Raw genomic sequence first — 18,563 nt, forward strand, 5'->3', positions numbered from 1 at the left:
AATCACACGAGCGTGTGAAAGTTTGACGGAAATCCTTGTCCTGTCCGTATCAAAGACACATTTCTAGTGGGTAACGAAGGAGGCTGTCATGGGACAACTCAAGAAAATTTTGCTGGTCGACGATGATGATGACCTGCGCGAAGCGCTGGGTGAACAGCTGCTGATGACCGAAGACTTTGATGTGTTCGAGGCCGATGACGGCGCGAGCGCAATGGTGAAAGCCAAAGAGGGTCTTTACGATCTTATGATTCTGGACGTCGGATTGCCTGACACAGACGGCCGTGAACTGTGCCGTGTCATGCGTAAGCAGGGCGTGAAATGCCCGATTCTCATGCTGACGGCGCAAGATAGTGACGCTGACACAATTCTAGGGCTCGACGCGGGCGCGAACGATTATGTCAGCAAGCCATTTAAGTTTCCCGTTCTGCTTGCACGCATCCGCAGCCAGCTGCGCGCGCACGAGCAATCCGAGGACGCGATTTTCCAGCTTGGGCCGTATACTTTTAAGCCTGCGCAAAAAATGCTGATAACAGAAGACGATAAGAAGGTACGCCTGACCGAGAAAGAGACGAACATCCTTAAGTTCCTATACCGTTCAACCGAAGGTGTAGTAGCGCGAGACGTCCTTTTGCATGAGGTATGGGGCTATAATGCGGGTGTTACGACACACACATTAGAGACACATATTTACCGTCTTCGCCAAAAAATAGAACCAGATCCGTCAAATGCTCGCCTTCTTGTGACCGAATCTGGAGGTTATAGATTAGTGGCGTAGTACTCCAACCCGGTAGTTTGGTTCTCCTCCCTCCCCAAGCTATCGGGCCCAAGAATACCGACGGTGATCGGGTCTAATCACCACCTCCCTGTTGGACTTGCCGGGCCTCGTGCCCGGCATTTTTTTTGCAGGGTGCTGTTCGCTATCAGTCGAAAAAAAGCAGAGCCGCGGTTCTCCAACCAACGAATTTCCCAGCACAAGGGCGCCCGAAAAGTTACTATCCGACTACGCATAATTCGCCTCCATTTACCATCGTGATAAAGGCGAAATAACGCCGATCCAATTTGCGCACGCCAATAATTTGTAGAAGAATTCGAAACAGAAAATTGGCCTGATTAATTAAAGGGATAAACATATGAAAGTGCTTAACGCCGCCTTGCCAGTTTCCATTCTTCTGTCCGTTTCGACGCCAGCGATTGCAGAAACAGACAAAGAGGGATCTTCTGACCATCCTCTACTGTCTCGTTACCCTGGTTTCTATATCGACACATATAAAGTTCGTGACTTTGATCGAGCTCAACTCATCGTATCCCCAATGATCGACGACGACTATGAAACCATGACCGCCGAAGGTCAGGTCACAAACATCGAATATCGCGCGAGCGATGCAAGCATTTCCGGCTTTCAGCTTTTTGCGAACTATCAAAAGGCGCTAGAATCTCTCGACGCAGAGATCATTTTTTCATGCTTTGGTGAGGCGGAATGCGGAGCAAAAGGGAATGACTTCTATAACTATAGCATTCGGCACACGGCGCTTTTTGGTGGTGATCGCGTCGATTTCATGGAGGAATTCGGCATTCTGAGCGCGAAATTCGAACAATATGGGCAAGCGGCACATATTTCTATTGTCACCGCTGCAAGTAGAAACGACGATCGCCGCGTCCATCAAACCATCGTTTCAACTGCCTCCTTGGATACCGAGAAGATTGGCATCGGCACCATTGAGAACGTCACTGCAGCAATCGAAGAAACCGGCACAGTCGTTCTGGAAGGTATCTATTTCGAGAGCGGCACGTCAGATTTAACGGATCTTTCCAACGAAACGCTTGATACAACCGGCGCCTATCTAGCAGAGAACCCTGATCTATCGTTCTATATCGTTGGACACACGGATTGGGTGGGCAGCTATGATTTCAACTTATCACTGTCAGAAGACCGCGCCGCGAGCGTAGTTGATGCGTTGACGGAACGAGGAATAGAAGAGGATCGATTGACTAGCGTAGGAATTGGCCCTGTCGCACCAGTTGCAAACAACGCTGACGAAACTGGTCGTGCGATCAATCGCAGGGTGGAGCTTGTTCTACGAGAATAAGAAATAACGTCAATTGAGCCTCGCGAGAGATAGGCCCGACAGCCTATCTCTAATACCCCATCGAACCTCGAAGGGCAGGAAACGATTCCACCATAAGCCCCTGCGCATGCAGAGCGCCGCAAGCCGCGTTTCCCGATGATTGTACTACCCCAGCGCTTGATCCCAATCGGCAATCAGATCCCCGATGTCTTCGATCCCGACTGAAACCCGGATCAAGCTTTCGGGGATGCCTGTATGGGGCTCAATTGTGTGTCGATGTTCAACAAGGCTTTCGACTCCGCCCAATGATGTCGCCCGCAAGAACAGCTTCAGACTGCCAACAACGCGCAGCGCGTCTTCTTTGCTGCCGTTAAGCAACACCGACAAAAGCCCGCCAAACCCACCGGTCATTTGCCGTTTCGCAATGTCGTGGCCCGGATGATGCGGTAATCCCGGATAAAAGACATCAGCGACCTTGGGATGGGCCATCAGATGTTCTGCCAGCTCCTGCGCATTTTGCGTCATACGTTCGACCCGCAGCGGCAATGTCCGCATTGCACGCGTGAGCAGCCAAGCCTCGAACGGCCCCAAAATCGCGCCTGCACCTTTGCGGTCTGCACGGATATCATCCCAGATCTTCGCGTCAGCATTACCTGTCGACAACACCCCCGCCAAAACATCCGAATGGCCGTTGATCCCTTTCGTCGCGGAATGCATCACGATATCAGCGCCAAGAGCCAAAGGCTGCATCAGGATCGGCGTCGCGGCGGTCGCATCGACCACAAGTGTCGCATCGGTAGCATCAGCTAGGGCCTGGATATCGACGGTTTTGAGCCAGGGGTTTGAAGGTGTCTCTACAAACACTAATGCAGGACTGTGCGCTTCACAGGCTGCCGCTAGTTCAGACACATCTACTTCAACCAATGTGATATCGCGGCGTGTCGTGAAATCACGAATCCACGCCGTCGTGCCCCAATAGATGCCAGATTGAACAACTGCGGTCGCGCGATTGGGTAGGGTCCGAAAAACAGCCGCAATCGCCGCCATACCCGACGGGAACAACAACGTGTCAGCCGCGCCTTCTAGACGCTGCAACACCGCCTCGGCTTGGCGCAGGTTATCGGAATTATCGCGTGAATAAATGTTGTCGGGACGAACCAAGTCGTAGTTTTCGTCACGCATAAATGTCGTCGACGGCTGAAGCGCAGGGACAACGCCCCCAGACTGCGGATCAATGGCACCCGCAGCATGCGCTGCAATCGTCGCAGGTTTGTGGTTTTTCGTCATTATTTGCATCCCCGATATTCACGCCATTTGTCGCGTGAGAATGACAGGGGATGCAAGGGAGATTACGCCGATCTTGAGCGGTTCATTTTCAGCAAAGTGCCTATGGGCATGGGGCAGTGTAATATGTCCCGTCACCTCTTGCGTATGCGCATTGGTCGGTCGCGTCATTTTGCGCCACGATCGTTCCAGCCGCAGCCCCTGCAAGGGCCGCAATAAGACGCCAGTTGCGATCAGCGCCCAAAATGTCAGCAGTAATTAGTCCAGCAGCGGCCCCACCGGTCACCCCTACAACAGTCCGTTGTTCAGGTGTCAGATTTTCGCAACCTTGCACAAACACGAGGCTAGCTGCAGCGATGGTCATTGGAATCACGCGTTTCATATCAGTTCTCCTAAGCCATTTAACCGCACACTCTGGTCGACCGAAAACTGGAACGACCAAGCGGCCCTGACACAAAACCACAGGCTGCATGCGCAAGATTGACTTGGGTCAATTCAACTGACGCAGCTGAACTTAGTCAGTGAGTCTAGGTCAACATCTTGAGAAGCGTTAGGTCACAAACTGATCCCGCGCATAACCTTGAATGAAAAGTAGCGCCGTCAGGTCGCCGTGGTTCACCCGCACGCTACATTCTTTTTGCACGCTGGGTTTAGCGTGAAGCGCAACGCCCGTGCCGGCACGGTTCAGCATCCCAAGATCATTGGCCCCATCGCCCACGGCCAGCACGTCGGCCTCTGAGATATTCAGTTTTGCTGTGATTTCTTCCAGCGCTGTGACTTTGGCGGCTTTGCCTAAGATTGGCAGGCCCGGTGCGCCAGTCAGTTTACCGTCTTCGACAAGCAGTGTGTTGGCCCGGTTTTCGTCAAATCCCAATGTGTCGGCGATTCGCGTTGTAAAGGCGGTGAACCCACCAGAAACCAGCGCAGCGTAGCCGCCATTTGCTTTCATCGTACTGACCAGCTCATAACCGCCGGGCATCAGCGTAATCCGCTCGTCCAGTACCTTTTCGATTACAGATTCTGGCAAGCCCTTGAGCAGACCAACACGTTCGGTCAGCGCCTCGTTAAAATCCAGCTCACCGTTCATCGCACGCGCGGTGATGTCAGCAACGCGCGGACCAACGCCCGCTTCGGCGGCAAGCTCATCAATGCATTCTTGGCGGATCATTGTGCTGTCCATATCGGCCAGCAGCATCTTTTTCTGGCGATTTTCAGTAGGTTGCACAATTAGATCGACGCCATTCTTTTGCAAATCCGCCCACACATCCCAGCGGTTATCGGGCATCTGTGGCATAGCAAATTCTGCAGCCTCGTCGATGGCCAACCAGATTGCATCGCCTCCACCCCAAGCATTACGCAGGCTATCGACCAGCGCCAAATCGAGAGTACGTTCTGTTGGGTTCGTCAAAAGAGTGACCGTGAACATAGATTTCCTATCCGCGTCAAAGGGTGTCGCAAAAAGCGGCTTAAGCGGCGGTCTAGCGTCATTTTGTCCATTGTGAAAGAGCCGGACACGCTCTATGTCCGGCGGTGGGACACCCTTCCCCAACGAAGGGCATATATCTGAGAGGGTACCAGCAATGGTCATGACCAAACCGGCAACGCGGCCGGGTAATCCGCGTTTTTCTTCTGGCCCATGTGCCAAACCCCCCGTCTGGAATCTAGAAGCACTACGTGATGCGCCATTGGGCCGTTCACACCGTGCATCCGTCGGCAAAGCCAAGCTTGCCGAAGCCATCGACCTGACCCGCGACATTCTTGGTATCCCAGCCGATTACCGCATTGGCATCGTGCCTGCGTCGGACACTGGTGCCTTTGAGATGGCGATGTGGTCACTGCTAGGCGAACGCCCTGCGGAAATGGTTGCTTGGGAATCATTCGGCGCAGGCTGGGTCACTGACGTGGTCAAACAGCTGAAAATCGAAGCCACAGTTCACACCGCCGAATACGGCGAGATCGTCGACATGGCGGCATTGAACTATGACAACGACGTTTGCTTTACTTGGAACGGCACCACTTCTGGCGTGCGCGTTGCAAATGGCGACGTGATCCCCGGTGACCGTGCTGGTCTGACATTGTGCGATGCGACCTCTGCTGCATTCGCCCAAGACCTGCCTTGGGACAAATTGGACGTGACAACTTTCTCTTGGCAGAAAGTAATGGGCGGCGAAGCTGCACACGGTATCCTTGTTCTTTCACCGCGCGCTGTTGAGCGTCTGGAAAGCTACACACCTGCATGGCCTTTGCCGAAAATCTTCCGTCTGACCAAAGGCGGCAAGCTGATCGAAGGTATCTTCCGCGGTGAAACCATCAACACGCCTTCTATGCTGGCCGTTGAGGATTACCTTATTTCTTTGAAATGGGGCCGCTCAATCGGTGGCCTTGATGCGCTGATCCACCGTGCAGATGCTAACGCACGTGCAATTTGGAACTTCTGCGCTGCGAATGACTGGATCGACAACCTAGCTGTTGATCCTGCGACGCGCTCGAACACTTCTGTTTGTCTCAAGTTCACGGACGACCGGATCAAAGACGGCGCTGCATTCGCAAAAGCGGTTGCAAAGCGTCTAGAAGCCGAGAACGTCGCGCTTGATATCGGTGCGTATCGTGACGCCCCTGCCGGTCTGCGGATCTGGTGTGGTGCAACGGTCGAAACTTCCGACATCGAAGCCATGTTGCCTTGGTTGGCATGGGCATTCGAGACCGAAATCGAAGCACAGTAAATTTCTAGAAATTCGGTGACGGCGATCAAATTTAGCTAAATTTGATCTGCCTCGCCACCCGAGAAGGATAGCTTACAATGGCACCTAAAGTACTTATCTCTGACAAACTTTCCGAAGCCGCCGTACAGATTTTCAAAGATCGCGGCATTGACGTTGATTTCCAGCCTGACCTTGGCAAAGACAAGGACAAATTGCTTGAAGTCATCGGCCAATACGATGGTCTGGCGATCCGTTCCGCGACAAAAGCGACTGAGAAAATCATCGAAGCTGCGACCAACCTAAAGGTTATCGGCCGCGCTGGTATCGGTGTAGACAACGTTGACCGCGAAGCAGCATCCCGCAAGGGTATCATCGTGATGAACACGCCTTTCGGCAACATGATCACAACAGCGGAACACGCGATTGCAATGATGTTTGCTGTGGCGCGTCAAATCCCAGAGGCCTCTGCTTCTACACATGCTGGCAAATGGGAAAAATCCAAATTCATGGGTGTTGAGCTGACAGGCAAAACACTGGGCGTCATCGGCGCAGGCAACATTGGTTCGATCGTTTGTGATCGTGCCCGTGGCCTGAAGATGAAGGTCATCGCCATGGACCCATTCCTGTCCGAAGAACGCGCGACAGAAATCGGTGTTGAAAAGGTTGAACTGGACGAACTGCTCAAGCGCGCTGATTTTATCACGCTGCACGTTCCGCTGACAGCAGACACGAAAAACATCCTGAGCCGTGAAAACCTGATGAAGACCAAGGTTGGCGTGCGCATCATCAACTGTGCCCGTGGCGGTCTGGTTGACGAAGAAGCACTGGCAGCCCTGCTGAAATCCGGCCACGTTGCTGGTGCCGCATTTGACGTGTTCGCCGAAGAGCCTGCCAAAGAAAACCCACTGTTCAACCTGCCAAACGTTGTGGTCACACCGCACCTTGGCGCAGCAACAACCGAAGCCCAAGAAAACGTGGCCCTGCAAGTTGCAGAACAGATGTCAGACTACCTGCTGACTGGTGCTGTGCAGAACGCGCTGAACATGCCTTCGGTCACCGCCGAAGAAGCGAAGATCATGGGCCCGTGGATCAAACTATCTGGTCACCTTGGCAACTACATCGGTCAAATGACAGACGAGCCGATCAAAGCAGTCAACATCTTGTTTGACGGCGAAGTCAGCGCGATGAACCTCAAAGCACTGACTGCGGCAACAATCGCGGGCATTATGAAAGCGTCAAACCCTGACGTGAACATGGTTTCTGCCCCAGTGGTTGCCAAAGAGCGCGGCGTCAAGATTTCGACGACCAAGCAAGACCAGTCCGGTGCGTTCGAAGGTTATGTCAAAGTGACCATCGTGACTGACACACGCGAACGTTCAATCGCTGGTACTGTGTTTAGCGACGGCAAACCGCGCTTTATCCAGATCAAAGGCATCAACATCGACGCAGAAGTCGGTGAGCACATGCTTTACACCACGAACAAAGACGTTCCAGGCATCATCGGTACACTTGGTACGCTGCTAGGCAAGAACGACGTCAACATCGCAAACTTTACCCTTGGCCGCTCAGAAGCCAAAGGCGAAGCCATCGCGCTGCTTTATGTCGATGCGCCGTTGCCGCCGCAGGCCATCGAAGACCTAAAAGGCACCGGCCTTTTCCAACAGGTCAAACCGCTGACCTTCGACGTATAAGACGACCAAGGCGCGTGAGACTTCACGCGCCTTTTTCTTTTCTACCAAAGGAATTTTCATGCCCCCGATTTATGCCATTGGCGACATTCACGGGCAGAAAGAAATGCTCGACAACGCGCTATCCCTTATTGCGGCGGATGGCGGTGAAGATGCGCAAATCGTATTCTTGGGTGACTATGTTGATCGTGGCCCCGATAGCCGTGGTGTCATTGATACGCTCATGCAAGGACAAGCTGCGGGGCGTCCTTGGACATTCTTGCTTGGAAACCATGACAGGTTCTTTGCCCGCTTCATACGTGAAGGGCGGCAACATGACCCTCGTGTGAAGTCTGGCCTAAACTGGCTGAACCCACGTCTTGGAGGTGCACAGACGTTGCAATCGTATGGTGTCGTTGGGCAGATGCATTTCGCTGAACAGAAGTTCGGCGATGAAGAAAAGCTTGTGCATTGCGAAACAGAAGCCGGGTGGATCACCCCCGAGGCCCTGATCGCAGCAGCGCAGGCCAGCATTCCCGAAGACCATATCGCGTTTATCGAAAGCCTGCCGTTGTGGCACGAAACGGACCACCTGCTATGCGTCCACGCCGGTTTGCGCCCGCATATTTCGCTTGAACATCAAGACCCCGAAGACCTGATTTGGATCCGCGACGGGTTTCTTGATACCAATCACCACTTCGGACAGCTTGTTGTGCACGGCCACACAGCATTGGATCACCCGCAGCATTTCGGCAACCGTGTCGATCTGGATGGCGGCGCAGGCTATGGCCGCCCACTAGTGCCCGCCGTATTCGAAGGCCGCCACTGCTGGACGCTAACCGATCAGGGCCGCGTCCCGCTCACCGTTTAATCCTTGCGGATTACCCCAGTTACGGCTGCCGCACCGATGGCCGTAACAATCCAACCCAACACGGTCAGCACCCAGCGCAACCACCATAAATGCCAGCCCCAAGGGCCGCGATTTGTTGACGGTGCCCATGCCGCATCTTGGCCAAGCGACACGAGCGGCACGACGACGTCGACGGCGTAGGCGACAGAATGGAATGTCTCGTAATCCTTACCAGCATGATCAGCGTCACCCCACACCATCGCAGGATTGGATACCGCATCTGGCCCTTGCGCCAACGCCTGCCAATCGTCTGAAATAAGTAACACCGCGACGTTCGGGGCGAAATCGCCCTCTTTCCATGCGAAATGCGCGAATAGCCAAGCCACCGACACAAGCACAACCAGTACGTAGAAACTGCGCTGAGGCCGGTGACCAAACCCGATGGTAAATTGCAGCATGTAGTCCCAACACAGCTGCAAGAACCAACGAAACGGCTTACGATCCGACCACCAACGCCCTCGGATCGCCTTGCGCCGGGCGAGTTCTTTGTCGAACAAGATGCTTGTCGCCTCGGTGCGATGGCCGCTTTCGCGCATAACCTTTGCCAATTGTTCATATGGTTGGGGATGAAATTCTTCGTCCCAGACAGCGCCCTTTTGTAACCACGCAAGCCGTTGATCCACATCCGCTGATCCGTGCAACACGTCATAGGTCAAACCGACAAGGCATAACTCACCGCACTTGTCCCAACTTTCTGCATCGTCGGCGAGGTCGGCCAAATGCGCAGAGGTCAGATCAACCCGCCCCATGACGTTTTCGACCTGCTGCCAGTAAAACCCTTCTTTCACGACCGTGCGCTGCATATCTAGCGCATACCCATGAGCGTTTCGCAAACGGGCATCTTTGAAACTTAGCTGCCCGCCAACTTCGGCGCCTGACAGCAGCACGCCTCCTTCGACATTCGCACCACGTAGAAAGACATCACCGTCGATCCTTGCACCTTGGACGTTCAAGGCGTTACCTGTCCCATGCAGTAGCTGCGCCTTAGTGCAAATCAATTGACCGCCGATATTTGCACCCGAAAGACACAGCTCACCCTCAACGGTTGCCCCTTCGACAACCACGTCACCAACCACATCAGCCCCCTGCGCGTTCACCCCCTTGGCCAGCGTGCTTCCCTTGAACAGTAGGCTTGGTGCCTTGATTTGGAGCATCCTTGGACGCTCTTCGATGTGGCAGTTCACTAAGGCAATCGACCCAACCGCCGACGCAAAGTTCAAATCGACCTTACCTACGATCCAGGCGCCTTCGACCTGAACACCTGTTCCCGCTGCATCGAATTCATTGCAGCCACCCTTGATCAAATACTGCAGCAATGGGGCACGCATGGTGACGCTCACAGTCTTGGATTTGGGAACTGCACTCCCGACTTCGGCCCATTTGCCCTGCTTCACCGCCTCAATCAGTTGGTGTTCGGCTGGCGTCAACGCATTCATGTCGATCAGCTGCTGAACATCTGCCCAATGGGCAATTCGAGGAAGTGGCGTTTCAATCATTTGGTCACTCAATTAGATTTCTGAGTAGGTTAGGTTCGAAACACGGGGGCGGCAATGGTTATCCCTTTTGCAGACTGCGGCACTAAGATACACGCGTTCTATGCCGATTGAATTTTCGTCACTCACCGCGCTTTTAAACCACGGATACGACACCGTGATTGATGTGCGTTCACCCGCAGAGTTTGCCGAAGATCACGTTCCGGGTGCTATCAACCTGCCAGCCCTGTCCAATGAACAACGCGCCGAGGTTGGCACGATCTATAAGCAGGTCAGCCCGTTTGACGGCCGCAAAGTTGGTGCGGCGATGGTTGCACGCAATGTTGCGGATCATATTTCGGGACCGCTGGCTGACAAAGACGGAAGCTGGCGTCCCTTAGTTTATTGCTGGCGCGGCGGGCAGCGGTCTGGGTCAGTTGCGTCGATCCTGACCCAAATTGGATGGCGGGCGGACACCATAAAAGGCGGCTACCAAAGTTTTCGACGGCTAGTGAACCGATCTGTTTATGACGCGAAACTGCCGCACCGATTTATCTTGCTAGATGGGAACACAGGCACGGCCAAGACCGCCCTTTTACCGCGCCTTGCAGCGCGTGGTGCGCAAGTGCTGGACCTTGAAGGGCTTGCCGCGCATCGTGGATCGTTGCTGGGTTCGATGCCAGGTGGGCAGCCCGCGCAAAAGGCGTTCGAAACCGCGCTCGCGATGGCCTTGCATAAACTGGATCCAGCCCAACCGGTCGTGGTCGAGGCAGAAAGCAGCAAGATCGGTCGCCTGATCGTACCGCCGTCGCTATGGACCGCGATGCTGAAAGCCCCACGGATCGTGATCGAGGCCCCGCTGACCGCCCGTGCAGAATTCCTGACGCGCGCATATGCGGATATTGCAGATAACCCCGACGATATCGAAACCCGGCTTGCGCATCTGCGTCGCGTGCGTGGCCATGCCATCGTGGATAATTGGGTGAACCTGCTGCGTGCCGGTGATTTAACAGCATTCGCAGCGGCACTGATGGTTGATCACTATGATCCAGCCTACACAAAGTCACGCCGCCTAGACGAACGTAAGGTGCTGAGCGTCGTTACAACTGGCACCCTAGATGAAGCAGGCCAAGAACGTTCGGCTGACGCGATATGGGATGAAATCAAACGATTTTGATTGTGTCACCAGTGGTGATTTCACCGATAATCGCTGCTGGATAGCCTGCCTTTTTCAGGTCCGCCAAGATTTGTTCTGCGCTTTCGCGACTGACTGCGGCAAGCAACCCACCCGCGGTTTGCGGATCATAAAGCAAATCAAACAATGGCCCTTGGATTTGCCCTGCACCAACTACATTGTCTGCAAACAAGGACGATCGCGTGCCGGTATCGCAAAGCGATTGCGCGCCCTGCATCACCGGAATTTCGTCGCGCTTTAGCACCGCGCCTGTTCCCGACATGTCGCAGATCCCGCGCAAATGCCCTGCAAGGCCAAAGCCAGTAACGTCCGTCATCGCATGCGCAATGTGCAAAATCTCTGACGCGCGTGCCTGCCCCTGCATCATCAGTTCTAGGCAGCTGATCACATCTGCGCCCTTGGCATTCCCAGCCATTTCAGCGGCCATGATCGTGCCGCTTCCAATGGGTTTTGTTAGAATGATCGCGTCACCGACCTTGGCCCCTGCCAGCGTGATTGGCGCGTCCGTCAGCCCTGTGATCGTGAACCCGATCGTCAACTCATCACCCAGCGACGAATGTCCGCCTGCGACTTTCGCACCTGCCTTGTTCAGAATTTCCGTCGCAGTTGCCATGATTTCGACCAGCGTCCGTTCCTGCAATGCGGACGACATACGCGGGAGGATCAAACTAACGGTCGCTGCTTGGGGCTTTGCCCCCATCGCCCAGATATCGCCCAGCGCATGGGTCGCGGCAATGCTTGTCATGGTGACAGGATCATTGGTTAACGCCCGCAAGTGATCTGTCGAGATAACCTGCCCTGGCTGTATTTCAGCCGCGTCATCACCGAACTGACCAGCCAATACGTTCTGCAACGCCGCCCGCCCGACCTTAGCACCACAACCACCGCACATCGGTTTGTCGCCCAGCGCCTCCGCCATGCCAAGGGCCGTTACGCGCGGTAGTTTTGGCGCTTCCATCTCTGGCAAATCATCGAACTGACGCATGAATTTGCGGTCTATGTGATCCTTTAGCCGCCAAAGCAGCGGACCTTGCTTTGCGGTCCCAAACTTCTCGGCCAAGGCGGATTTCGCGCCAAGCGATATGAGCTTTAGGTAATCCTTTTGCGGCTTATAAGTCGTTAGCTTGCCACCAGACAGAACGGTCCGCAGGTTTTGAAATAACACCGGTGCTTGGCGAACAGCATAGACCCCAGCTTTGGGGCGGGGATCGAAACCCAAATGCGCGCAATCGCCGACGGCAAAGATATCAGGGTCATTTGATCGCAGGTCAGGGCCGACGGTAATGTATCCATCATGCAGGTCCAAATTGGTGCCCGCGATCCAGTCATGCGCCTTTGCCCCTGCTGCACCGATGGTAAAGTCGCTCGGAATGCGCTGCCCATCTGCAAGCAACACGCCATCTTCAATGACTTCGACGACTTCGGCATTTTCGACAGTTTTCACGCCTTGCGTTTCCAGTGCGCCGCACATCTTTCCTTGTGCCGTATCGCCCAGCGCCGAAAGCACGGTGCCACGATCCAGCAACGTGACCTTTGGTGATCGATCACGCAACGCATGGGCCATCGCCATGGCAAGCTCTGCCCCCGCGACGCCACCCCCGATGACGGCAAGCTGCGAGTCTTGGGCCGTGTTGCGGTAGCTTTCCCAGCAGCTTGCGAATTTGCCTAAGGGCTTTGCCGATACCGCATGATCCGTGAACCCCGGCAGCTGCGGCATGTCTGATGTGATCCCCACGTCAACCGATAACACGTCATATGCGATGGGCGGCCGCCCCGGTACGCTCACGGTCTTTGCGATGCGATCAATCCCATCGGCGGCACCAACAATCAGCCGCGCCCCTGCAAACCGAGCAAGGCGCACTAGATCAATGTCCAATTCATCACGGCTGTAATGTCCTGCAACAAAGCCCGGCAGCATACCTGAATAGGGTGCAGTCGGCCCCGGATTAACAACCGTTACCCGCACGCCCGGCAGCGGATTCATGCCCCACATCCGCAACACCAATGCGTGAGTATGCCCCCCGCCGATCAGCACAAGGTCACGTGTAAGCGGAAGATTCATCATGGTGATAGCCACTGCCCTGCCCAATTGCTTGCCCGCGAAAACAACGCGCGACGATGATCATCCCCCAAATGAACAACATCGATTTGTGAAATCCTGCAGGTCAACACGGCAAAGGTATCAGGATCAGGTTCCTTTACATAATCAAGCGCGGCATCGATGCGTGCGCCAGGCGGTGGCGTCACACCGTAGGACTGCTGCGCATGATCCGGGATCCTGTCCCAAAGCTGCCGCGTATCTGCCCCCGAAGTAATCGAAACCTCGGCCTTCATTCGCAATTGCAGGGCTTGTTCGCTGTCCCAAATATGTAACGAAGCCTTGGGGTTTGCCCGCAAGCTCTGAACCTTCCCCGAGAACAGATCGGTATGCAGCGACACTTCGCCACTTGCCGCCTCTGCGCTACGCAGCACAACAGTCCGCGCCTCTGGCCAACCATCAGGTGACACGGTCGCAAAGTTTGGTAGCCGTGCAGGGTGCTGTTGATTGCAAACACCCAGCCTCAGCGTTTCCCACGCCCGTGCATGCAGCCCATCCAATGTTTCATACCATTCACTCATAGCCTGTCATCTCTAGGTATCCGCGCCCTTCGTGGCTGCCCGTGACAGTTACGGGCCCTTCCCAATAAGGAACGCTGGTCGTCATCCAAGCATTATCGTTGATTGCTTCGACTGTGACATCAACCCCATGCTCAGGCAACTTGACCTGCCAATGCACCGGGACGCCCTGCCCGTTTTCTTCAAGTGGTACCGCGTTAAACGCCCCGTCTGGCATCGGCGTTGCGGTGCCGTCTGGTTCGATCCATGTGGCCGACGTGAAATGCGTGCCATCCGTTTCGTTTAACCGAAACCCCATCAGTTTCGCCCCATCATCGAACGACAATGAAAACCAATCCCACCCTGTCTGACTTGCGCCAAGCGGCTGACTGGACCATTCGCGGTCTAGCCATGCGATGCCAGTCACGGGGACTTTACCGTCGGGCAGGTTCAACGCGCCTGCGATGTCGAAATAGGGCTGCGAATAGTAATACGACGCCTGCCCTTCGGCGGATTTGACAGAATACCCATCATCCCCGTGAAACACCAGCGGCCCCTGCGCAGTCAGGCCCATATCATAGCTATAATCTGCCCCGCTGGCAGACATTTGCATGGTGTTCCAATTGCCTGATAATTCCCAGTCGTCGATCCAAGCTGTGAATGGGTCGGCATTGACGCCCGCCTGCCCGATCCCACCACGTCCCAGCCGTTCACTCACGTAATGGGCCGTTGGCGTCGTCACGGCGGCGTGCCCCATCCACAATTGTGGGGTGGCCCATCCGCTGCCGCTTTCGGGTGAAAGGGCCGAACGGAACAACGTCCATTGCAGGCCGTAATCTGTGCCATCCTCGGACTTAAGGTTCGCAGTCAGATACCACCATTCAATGCGATAGTTGTCATGCGCACCGTGGTCGGTTGGAAAATCAAACTGCGTACCACGCTGCGGTACTGCAAACCCATCAACGACTGTTCCTAACCCAGCAAAGCCTTGGGCATGACTGGCGACGGGCAACAGACACAAAAGCAGCGCTTTAACGTTCATTTGAAAACACCTTTAGCAAATCCGCTGGTGGCGTGCGCGCCAAACGCCGGGCTGGCCATAGTGCCGCGAGTGCCGCGGCAAGCAACGCAAACACGCCCAATCGCGCGTAATCAAGCGGGAACAGGTACATCGGCAGCTTCCACCCAAACGCCGCGACGTTCACCACAGACAAGAGCGCCCACGCCAGCGCAAGCCCAAGCGGCAAAGCAAACACCGCCGTCAGCATTGCCAGCAACACTGCGCGTAGCAGTTCTAGCCGCCCCAGTTGGGATCGCGTCATACCCATCGCCCATGCCGGGGCCAGTTGCGGCACGCGCATTGCAGCAAGGGTCAGCAGGCTCATTAAAATGGCGAAACCAGCGACGGCCAATGTCAGGATATTCAGCGCTGTGGTCACGGTGAAGGTCCGTTCAAAAACCTCAAGCGAGAGTGCCTTTATCCCAGCCTGATTGATCACCTGCGCGGCTGATACGTCGGTATCGCGTGTCAGTGCTGCGACGAAATCGGGTGCCTTTGCAGGGTCGATACGCAATCCAAACCGATCAGGGGTAATATTGGGGTATAGCGTTTCAAACAGATGTTCGCCGATGATCGCTTGGCCAATCGGGTTGCCATAGTCGCCATAAATACCGGCAACAGGCATCTGGCGACCTTGGACTGCCACTGGATCACCTATCGATAAACCAGCCCGCCGCGCGAGCTGTTCATTGATGATGATCGTATTCCCGGCAAAGGTTGTGTCCCAATGCCCCGCCGCACCGTCAAGCATCTTCCAGTTTTCGCGATAGGTCGCATGATCGCGCGTGCCGTAAATCTCGGTCGGGTGATCTGCGATTGTGATCTGGGTGAACATGATCGGCAGGACTGCATCAACACGTGGTGTCGCGTATGCTACAAAGGCGGCAGCCTGCGCCGGGTCAGCAGTATTGATATATAGCTCAGATGTCAGGCGCTGTTCCAGAAAGCCAGTAAAGGTCGTTCGAAAGCTAGAAACCATCGTCGAGACACCAACGTTTGCGGCCATCGCCAACAACAACGCCATCAACGCCAACGATAAGCCCGGCAGCTGTTGCCGCGTGTCTGCCCAAAACCATTGCGCAGTGACGGATTTTACGCCGCGGCTAGCCAATGCCAGTACGCGGTCCAGCACGAATGGCAACGCCAATGCCGCGCCAACCAGAAGACAAGCCAACAAGGTAAAGCCCGCAATTAACCCTTCGGCGGTGATGCTAAGGATCGCGTAGATTGCCAACAATACGCCCGCGCCCAAGGCTTGCGCCCATGCCCGCCGTCCAGCCGCCATGGCAAGTGCTCGCTGTTGTGCACCGGCCAAAAGCGGCATTCGCGACAGTTTCCACAACGCGCCAGCAGCCGCCACTGCCGTGCCACCCAACGCAATCGCAAGCCCGGATAACCACCAAGACGGACGCAATTGCAGCGTTCCAGATACATCCGCGCCGTATAATCCGCGCAAGGTCGCCGCGACATCTGGCAACAAAAGCGCAGCGATTGCGTAGCCCAAGACCACGCCAATAGCGCCCGCGATAAAAGCAAAGAACATCAGCTCGGCCGCCATCAGCAGCACCAACCTGCGCAACGGCACGCCCAGCGCCCGCAGCGTTCGCACAACGGGACGCCGCTGTTCAAATGCCAAGCCAATCGCGCCATTCACGATGAAGATGCCAACAGCAAATGACAGTAATCCAAAGGCTGTTAGGTTCAGGTGAAAGCTATCCGTAAGCTGTGCCACATCGGTGCTGGCTTGTGCCTGTTGCCTGATAAGATCAGGCGCGATCTGGGACAAGTCCGCCTGAGATGCGGGCTGGTCAGGAGCGATCACAAGGCTATCAATTTCGCCCGGGCGGCCCAATATCTGCTGGGCAATGCCAATATCGGTCACTGCCGTATTGGGCGCAGCATTTTGGGAAATGATAACTTCGAACTCGGGCAGACGGTCAGCGACATCGGCCGATGCAAACATCTGACCTTGGCCAGCTAAGAACCGTTCAACATCAGCGCCATCCGCCATTTCAAGCGCACCCATACTACCCGGTGCAGTCAATGGTTCGACCCCAACAATACGCACGTTATTCAAGCGCCCCGTGATGACTGGGCTCACCAACCAACCCGCACGGCGAAGTGCGACATAGGTCGCTAAATCAATCGGTTGCCCATCACGGCGCAACAGGCGGTCATACCGCCCCTCGCCCAATGTCGTGGCTGCTGCGGAATAACTTGCACGGGCTTCGGCATTGACGGCCTGCACCCCAGACCAAAGCGCCGTGGCTAGTGCTAGTCCTGCAAGCAATGTGAACAACTGCAACGGGCTGCGCCACCAATGCGACAGCAACGCATGAAGCGTTGCCCGGGTCATGCGATTTGACCCGCCCGCAGATGCAAACGACGCTGCATGCGACCTGCCAAGGCCTCGGAATGGGTGACCATCAGTAGCCCTGCACCAGTCTCAGCGACCAGCTCAAGGATCAAATCCATGACAGCCGTTGCGGTATCTTCATCCAAGTTTCCAGTCGGTTCATCCGCTAGAACCAACTGCGGCTTGGGCGCAAGCGTACGCGCAATTGCGACCCGCTGTTGCTGACCACCTGATAATTGTTCGGGGTATTTGTTCAGCTGCGCCGTCAACCCCATCCGATCGGCAAGCGTCTGCGCCCATGTTGGGTCATAGCGACCAGCAAGACGCGCCTGAAAGGCGATATTGTCGACCACCTTAAGGCTTGGGATCAGGTTAAACTGCTGAAAAACCACACCAACTGTACCGCGTCGCAATTCTGCACGACCATTATCATCAAGTGCCGCAATATCGGCGCCGTTTAAAACGATACGCCCTTGATCCGGGGTATCCAGCCCACCAATCAGGTGCAAAAGCGTGCTTTTACCGCTGCCGGATTCTCCGGTAAGCGCAAGCGTCTCTCCCGCGTCCAGTTGCAGCCCCACGCCACGCAAGACTTCGAACGGGCCGTCAGCAGTGGCATAAGTTTTCTGAACATTCTCAACAGTAAGCAACATATTCCCTCGCGCGTTGAACATGACTTAGCACGTCAAACGACGATGGAAAGCCCGACTTCCGCAGCTACGCGCCAACAAGAGTGATATGGTTTCCAGCGGGGTCACGCACTTGTAAGCGCCGAACATATTTAAGGCCGTTATCCCAATGGGAAGTCACACCTGCATCCGTCAATCGCGTATGTGCCGGATCAAGTTCAGGAATTACTAGGTTTGATCCAGCCAAAAAGCCGTGATCACGTTCGCCGAAATACACCTTGCGTAAGCCGGTTGACGCCCAGAAAGCACCTACTTCTTCCTCATCGTTGAGGCCCTCCACCTCGGACAACCCTAACAGTTCGAGATAGAAGTGACGCATCTCATTCAGCTCGTCGGCCCGCATCCTTATTTGAACGACACTGGTCTTAGTCCCACCACTATCCGCTGACGACTGGGGACTTTTAATCCATTCATCGTGAAACAATCCGGCACTTAGACTACCACCTTCTGCTTTGGCTTGAGCACCGCCACGCCACAGTAATTTTCGAGCGGTATATGCAATTTTTAACCAGCTTAGTCTCATATTTGTCAAACCCATACAGTGTATACTAATGTATACCACATAAG

At 55.0% G+C, this 18,563-nt stretch carries 16 protein-coding genes; 6 read left to right on the forward strand and 10 right to left on the reverse strand.

The annotated features are described in order from the left end of the window. Window positions 1-88 precede the first annotated feature (88 nt). Together ACHUEV_RS11910 and ACHUEV_RS11915 are read left to right on the forward strand one after the other, a co-directional pair. Complete coding sequence (locus ACHUEV_RS11910) at window positions 89-775, forward strand: response regulator transcription factor (RefSeq protein ID WP_106357960.1); 687 nt, start codon at window positions 89-91, stop codon at window positions 773-775. A 355-nt stretch (window positions 776-1,130) separates the two neighbouring features. Next, entirely contained in the window at window positions 1,131-2,087 is a 957-nt protein-coding gene (locus ACHUEV_RS11915; RefSeq protein ID WP_394180107.1) for an OmpA family protein, read from the forward strand. A 144-nt stretch (window positions 2,088-2,231) separates the two neighbouring features. Here the strand turns inward: ACHUEV_RS11915 and ACHUEV_RS11920 are convergent, their stop codons facing one another. The 3 genes from ACHUEV_RS11920 to serB all read right to left on the reverse strand — a co-directional run bounded on the left by ACHUEV_RS11920 (window position 2,232) and on the right by serB (window position 4,776). After that, a complete protein-coding gene (locus ACHUEV_RS11920) occupies window positions 2,232-3,353 on the reverse strand; it encodes a trans-sulfuration enzyme family protein (RefSeq protein ID WP_394180109.1) in 1,122 nt (373 codons plus the stop codon). Between the two features lie 100 nt (window positions 3,354-3,453). Next, the gene (locus ACHUEV_RS11925; protein WP_394180111.1) at window positions 3,454-3,732 is read right to left on the reverse strand and encodes a glucose-6-phosphate isomerase; all 279 of its coding nucleotides are present in this window, start codon (window positions 3,730-3,732) and stop codon (window positions 3,454-3,456) included. Window positions 3,733-3,900: 168 nt separating this feature from the next. Further along, window positions 3,901-4,776 (reverse strand): phosphoserine phosphatase SerB, encoded by an 876-nt coding sequence (gene serB / locus ACHUEV_RS11930; RefSeq protein ID WP_106357963.1) that lies wholly within the window; start codon window positions 4,774-4,776, stop codon window positions 3,901-3,903. Between the two features lie 154 nt (window positions 4,777-4,930). On the opposite strand from serB, the gene ACHUEV_RS11935 reads away from it, so the two are divergent. The 3 genes from ACHUEV_RS11935 to ACHUEV_RS11945 all read left to right on the forward strand — a co-directional run bounded on the left by ACHUEV_RS11935 (window position 4,931) and on the right by ACHUEV_RS11945 (window position 8,590). After that, on the forward strand, window positions 4,931-6,073 hold the full coding sequence (locus ACHUEV_RS11935) for a phosphoserine transaminase (RefSeq protein WP_394180113.1): 1,143 nt from the start codon (window positions 4,931-4,933) through the stop codon (window positions 6,071-6,073). Between the two features lie 77 nt (window positions 6,074-6,150). Beyond that, the gene (gene serA, locus ACHUEV_RS11940) at window positions 6,151-7,743 is read left to right on the forward strand and encodes a phosphoglycerate dehydrogenase (RefSeq protein WP_394180115.1); all 1,593 of its coding nucleotides are present in this window, start codon (window positions 6,151-6,153) and stop codon (window positions 7,741-7,743) included. A 58-nt stretch (window positions 7,744-7,801) separates the two neighbouring features. Then, a complete protein-coding gene (locus ACHUEV_RS11945) occupies window positions 7,802-8,590 on the forward strand; it encodes a metallophosphoesterase family protein (protein WP_394180117.1) in 789 nt (262 codons plus the stop codon). Here the strand turns inward: ACHUEV_RS11945 and ACHUEV_RS11950 are convergent. Beyond that, window positions 8,587-10,125, reverse strand: a complete 1,539-nt coding sequence (locus tag ACHUEV_RS11950; RefSeq protein WP_394180119.1) for a hypothetical protein — start codon at window positions 10,123-10,125, stop codon at window positions 8,587-8,589. The genes ACHUEV_RS11945 and ACHUEV_RS11950 overlap by 4 nt on opposite strands. 100 nt (window positions 10,126-10,225) lie before the next feature. Here ACHUEV_RS11950 and mnmH point away from each other — a divergent pair, with 100 nt between their 5' ends. Next, entirely contained in the window at window positions 10,226-11,278 is a 1,053-nt protein-coding gene (gene mnmH / locus ACHUEV_RS11955; RefSeq protein WP_394180121.1) for a tRNA 2-selenouridine(34) synthase MnmH, read from the forward strand. Here the strand turns inward: mnmH and selD are convergent. The 6 genes from selD to ACHUEV_RS11985 form a co-directional block, all read right to left on the reverse strand. Continuing rightward, window positions 11,265-13,361 carry a selenide, water dikinase SelD gene (gene selD, locus ACHUEV_RS11960; RefSeq protein ID WP_394180123.1) on the reverse strand — a complete coding sequence of 699 codons (2,097 nt, stop codon included), beginning with the start codon at window positions 13,359-13,361 and terminating at the stop codon, window positions 11,265-11,267. The genes mnmH and selD overlap by 14 nt on opposite strands. Further along, window positions 13,358-13,915, reverse strand: a complete 558-nt coding sequence (locus tag ACHUEV_RS11965; protein WP_394180125.1) for a pyridoxamine 5'-phosphate oxidase family protein — start codon at window positions 13,913-13,915, stop codon at window positions 13,358-13,360. Before ACHUEV_RS11965 ends, selD begins: the two co-directional genes overlap by 4 nt. Then, entirely contained in the window at window positions 13,908-14,933 is a 1,026-nt protein-coding gene (locus ACHUEV_RS11970; RefSeq protein WP_394180127.1) for a lipocalin-like domain-containing protein, read from the reverse strand. The genes ACHUEV_RS11965 and ACHUEV_RS11970 overlap by 8 nt, the downstream gene beginning before the upstream one ends. Beyond that, on the reverse strand, window positions 14,923-17,307 hold the full coding sequence (locus ACHUEV_RS11975; protein WP_394180129.1) for an ABC transporter permease: 2,385 nt from the start codon (window positions 17,305-17,307) through the stop codon (window positions 14,923-14,925). Before ACHUEV_RS11975 ends, ACHUEV_RS11970 begins: the two co-directional genes overlap by 11 nt. Then, on the reverse strand, window positions 17,304-17,960 hold the full coding sequence (locus tag ACHUEV_RS11980) for an ABC transporter ATP-binding protein (RefSeq protein WP_394180131.1): 657 nt from the start codon (window positions 17,958-17,960) through the stop codon (window positions 17,304-17,306). The genes ACHUEV_RS11975 and ACHUEV_RS11980 overlap by 4 nt, the downstream gene beginning before the upstream one ends. Window positions 17,961-18,024: 64 nt before the next feature. Further along, a complete protein-coding gene (locus ACHUEV_RS11985) occupies window positions 18,025-18,519 on the reverse strand; it encodes a VOC family protein (RefSeq protein WP_394180133.1) in 495 nt (164 codons plus the stop codon). Window positions 18,520-18,563: the final 44 nt, after the last annotated feature.

Source organism: Yoonia maritima, assembly GCF_043641945.1.
In the GTDB taxonomy this organism is placed as follows: domain Bacteria; phylum Pseudomonadota; class Alphaproteobacteria; order Rhodobacterales; family Rhodobacteraceae; genus Yoonia; species Yoonia maritima_B.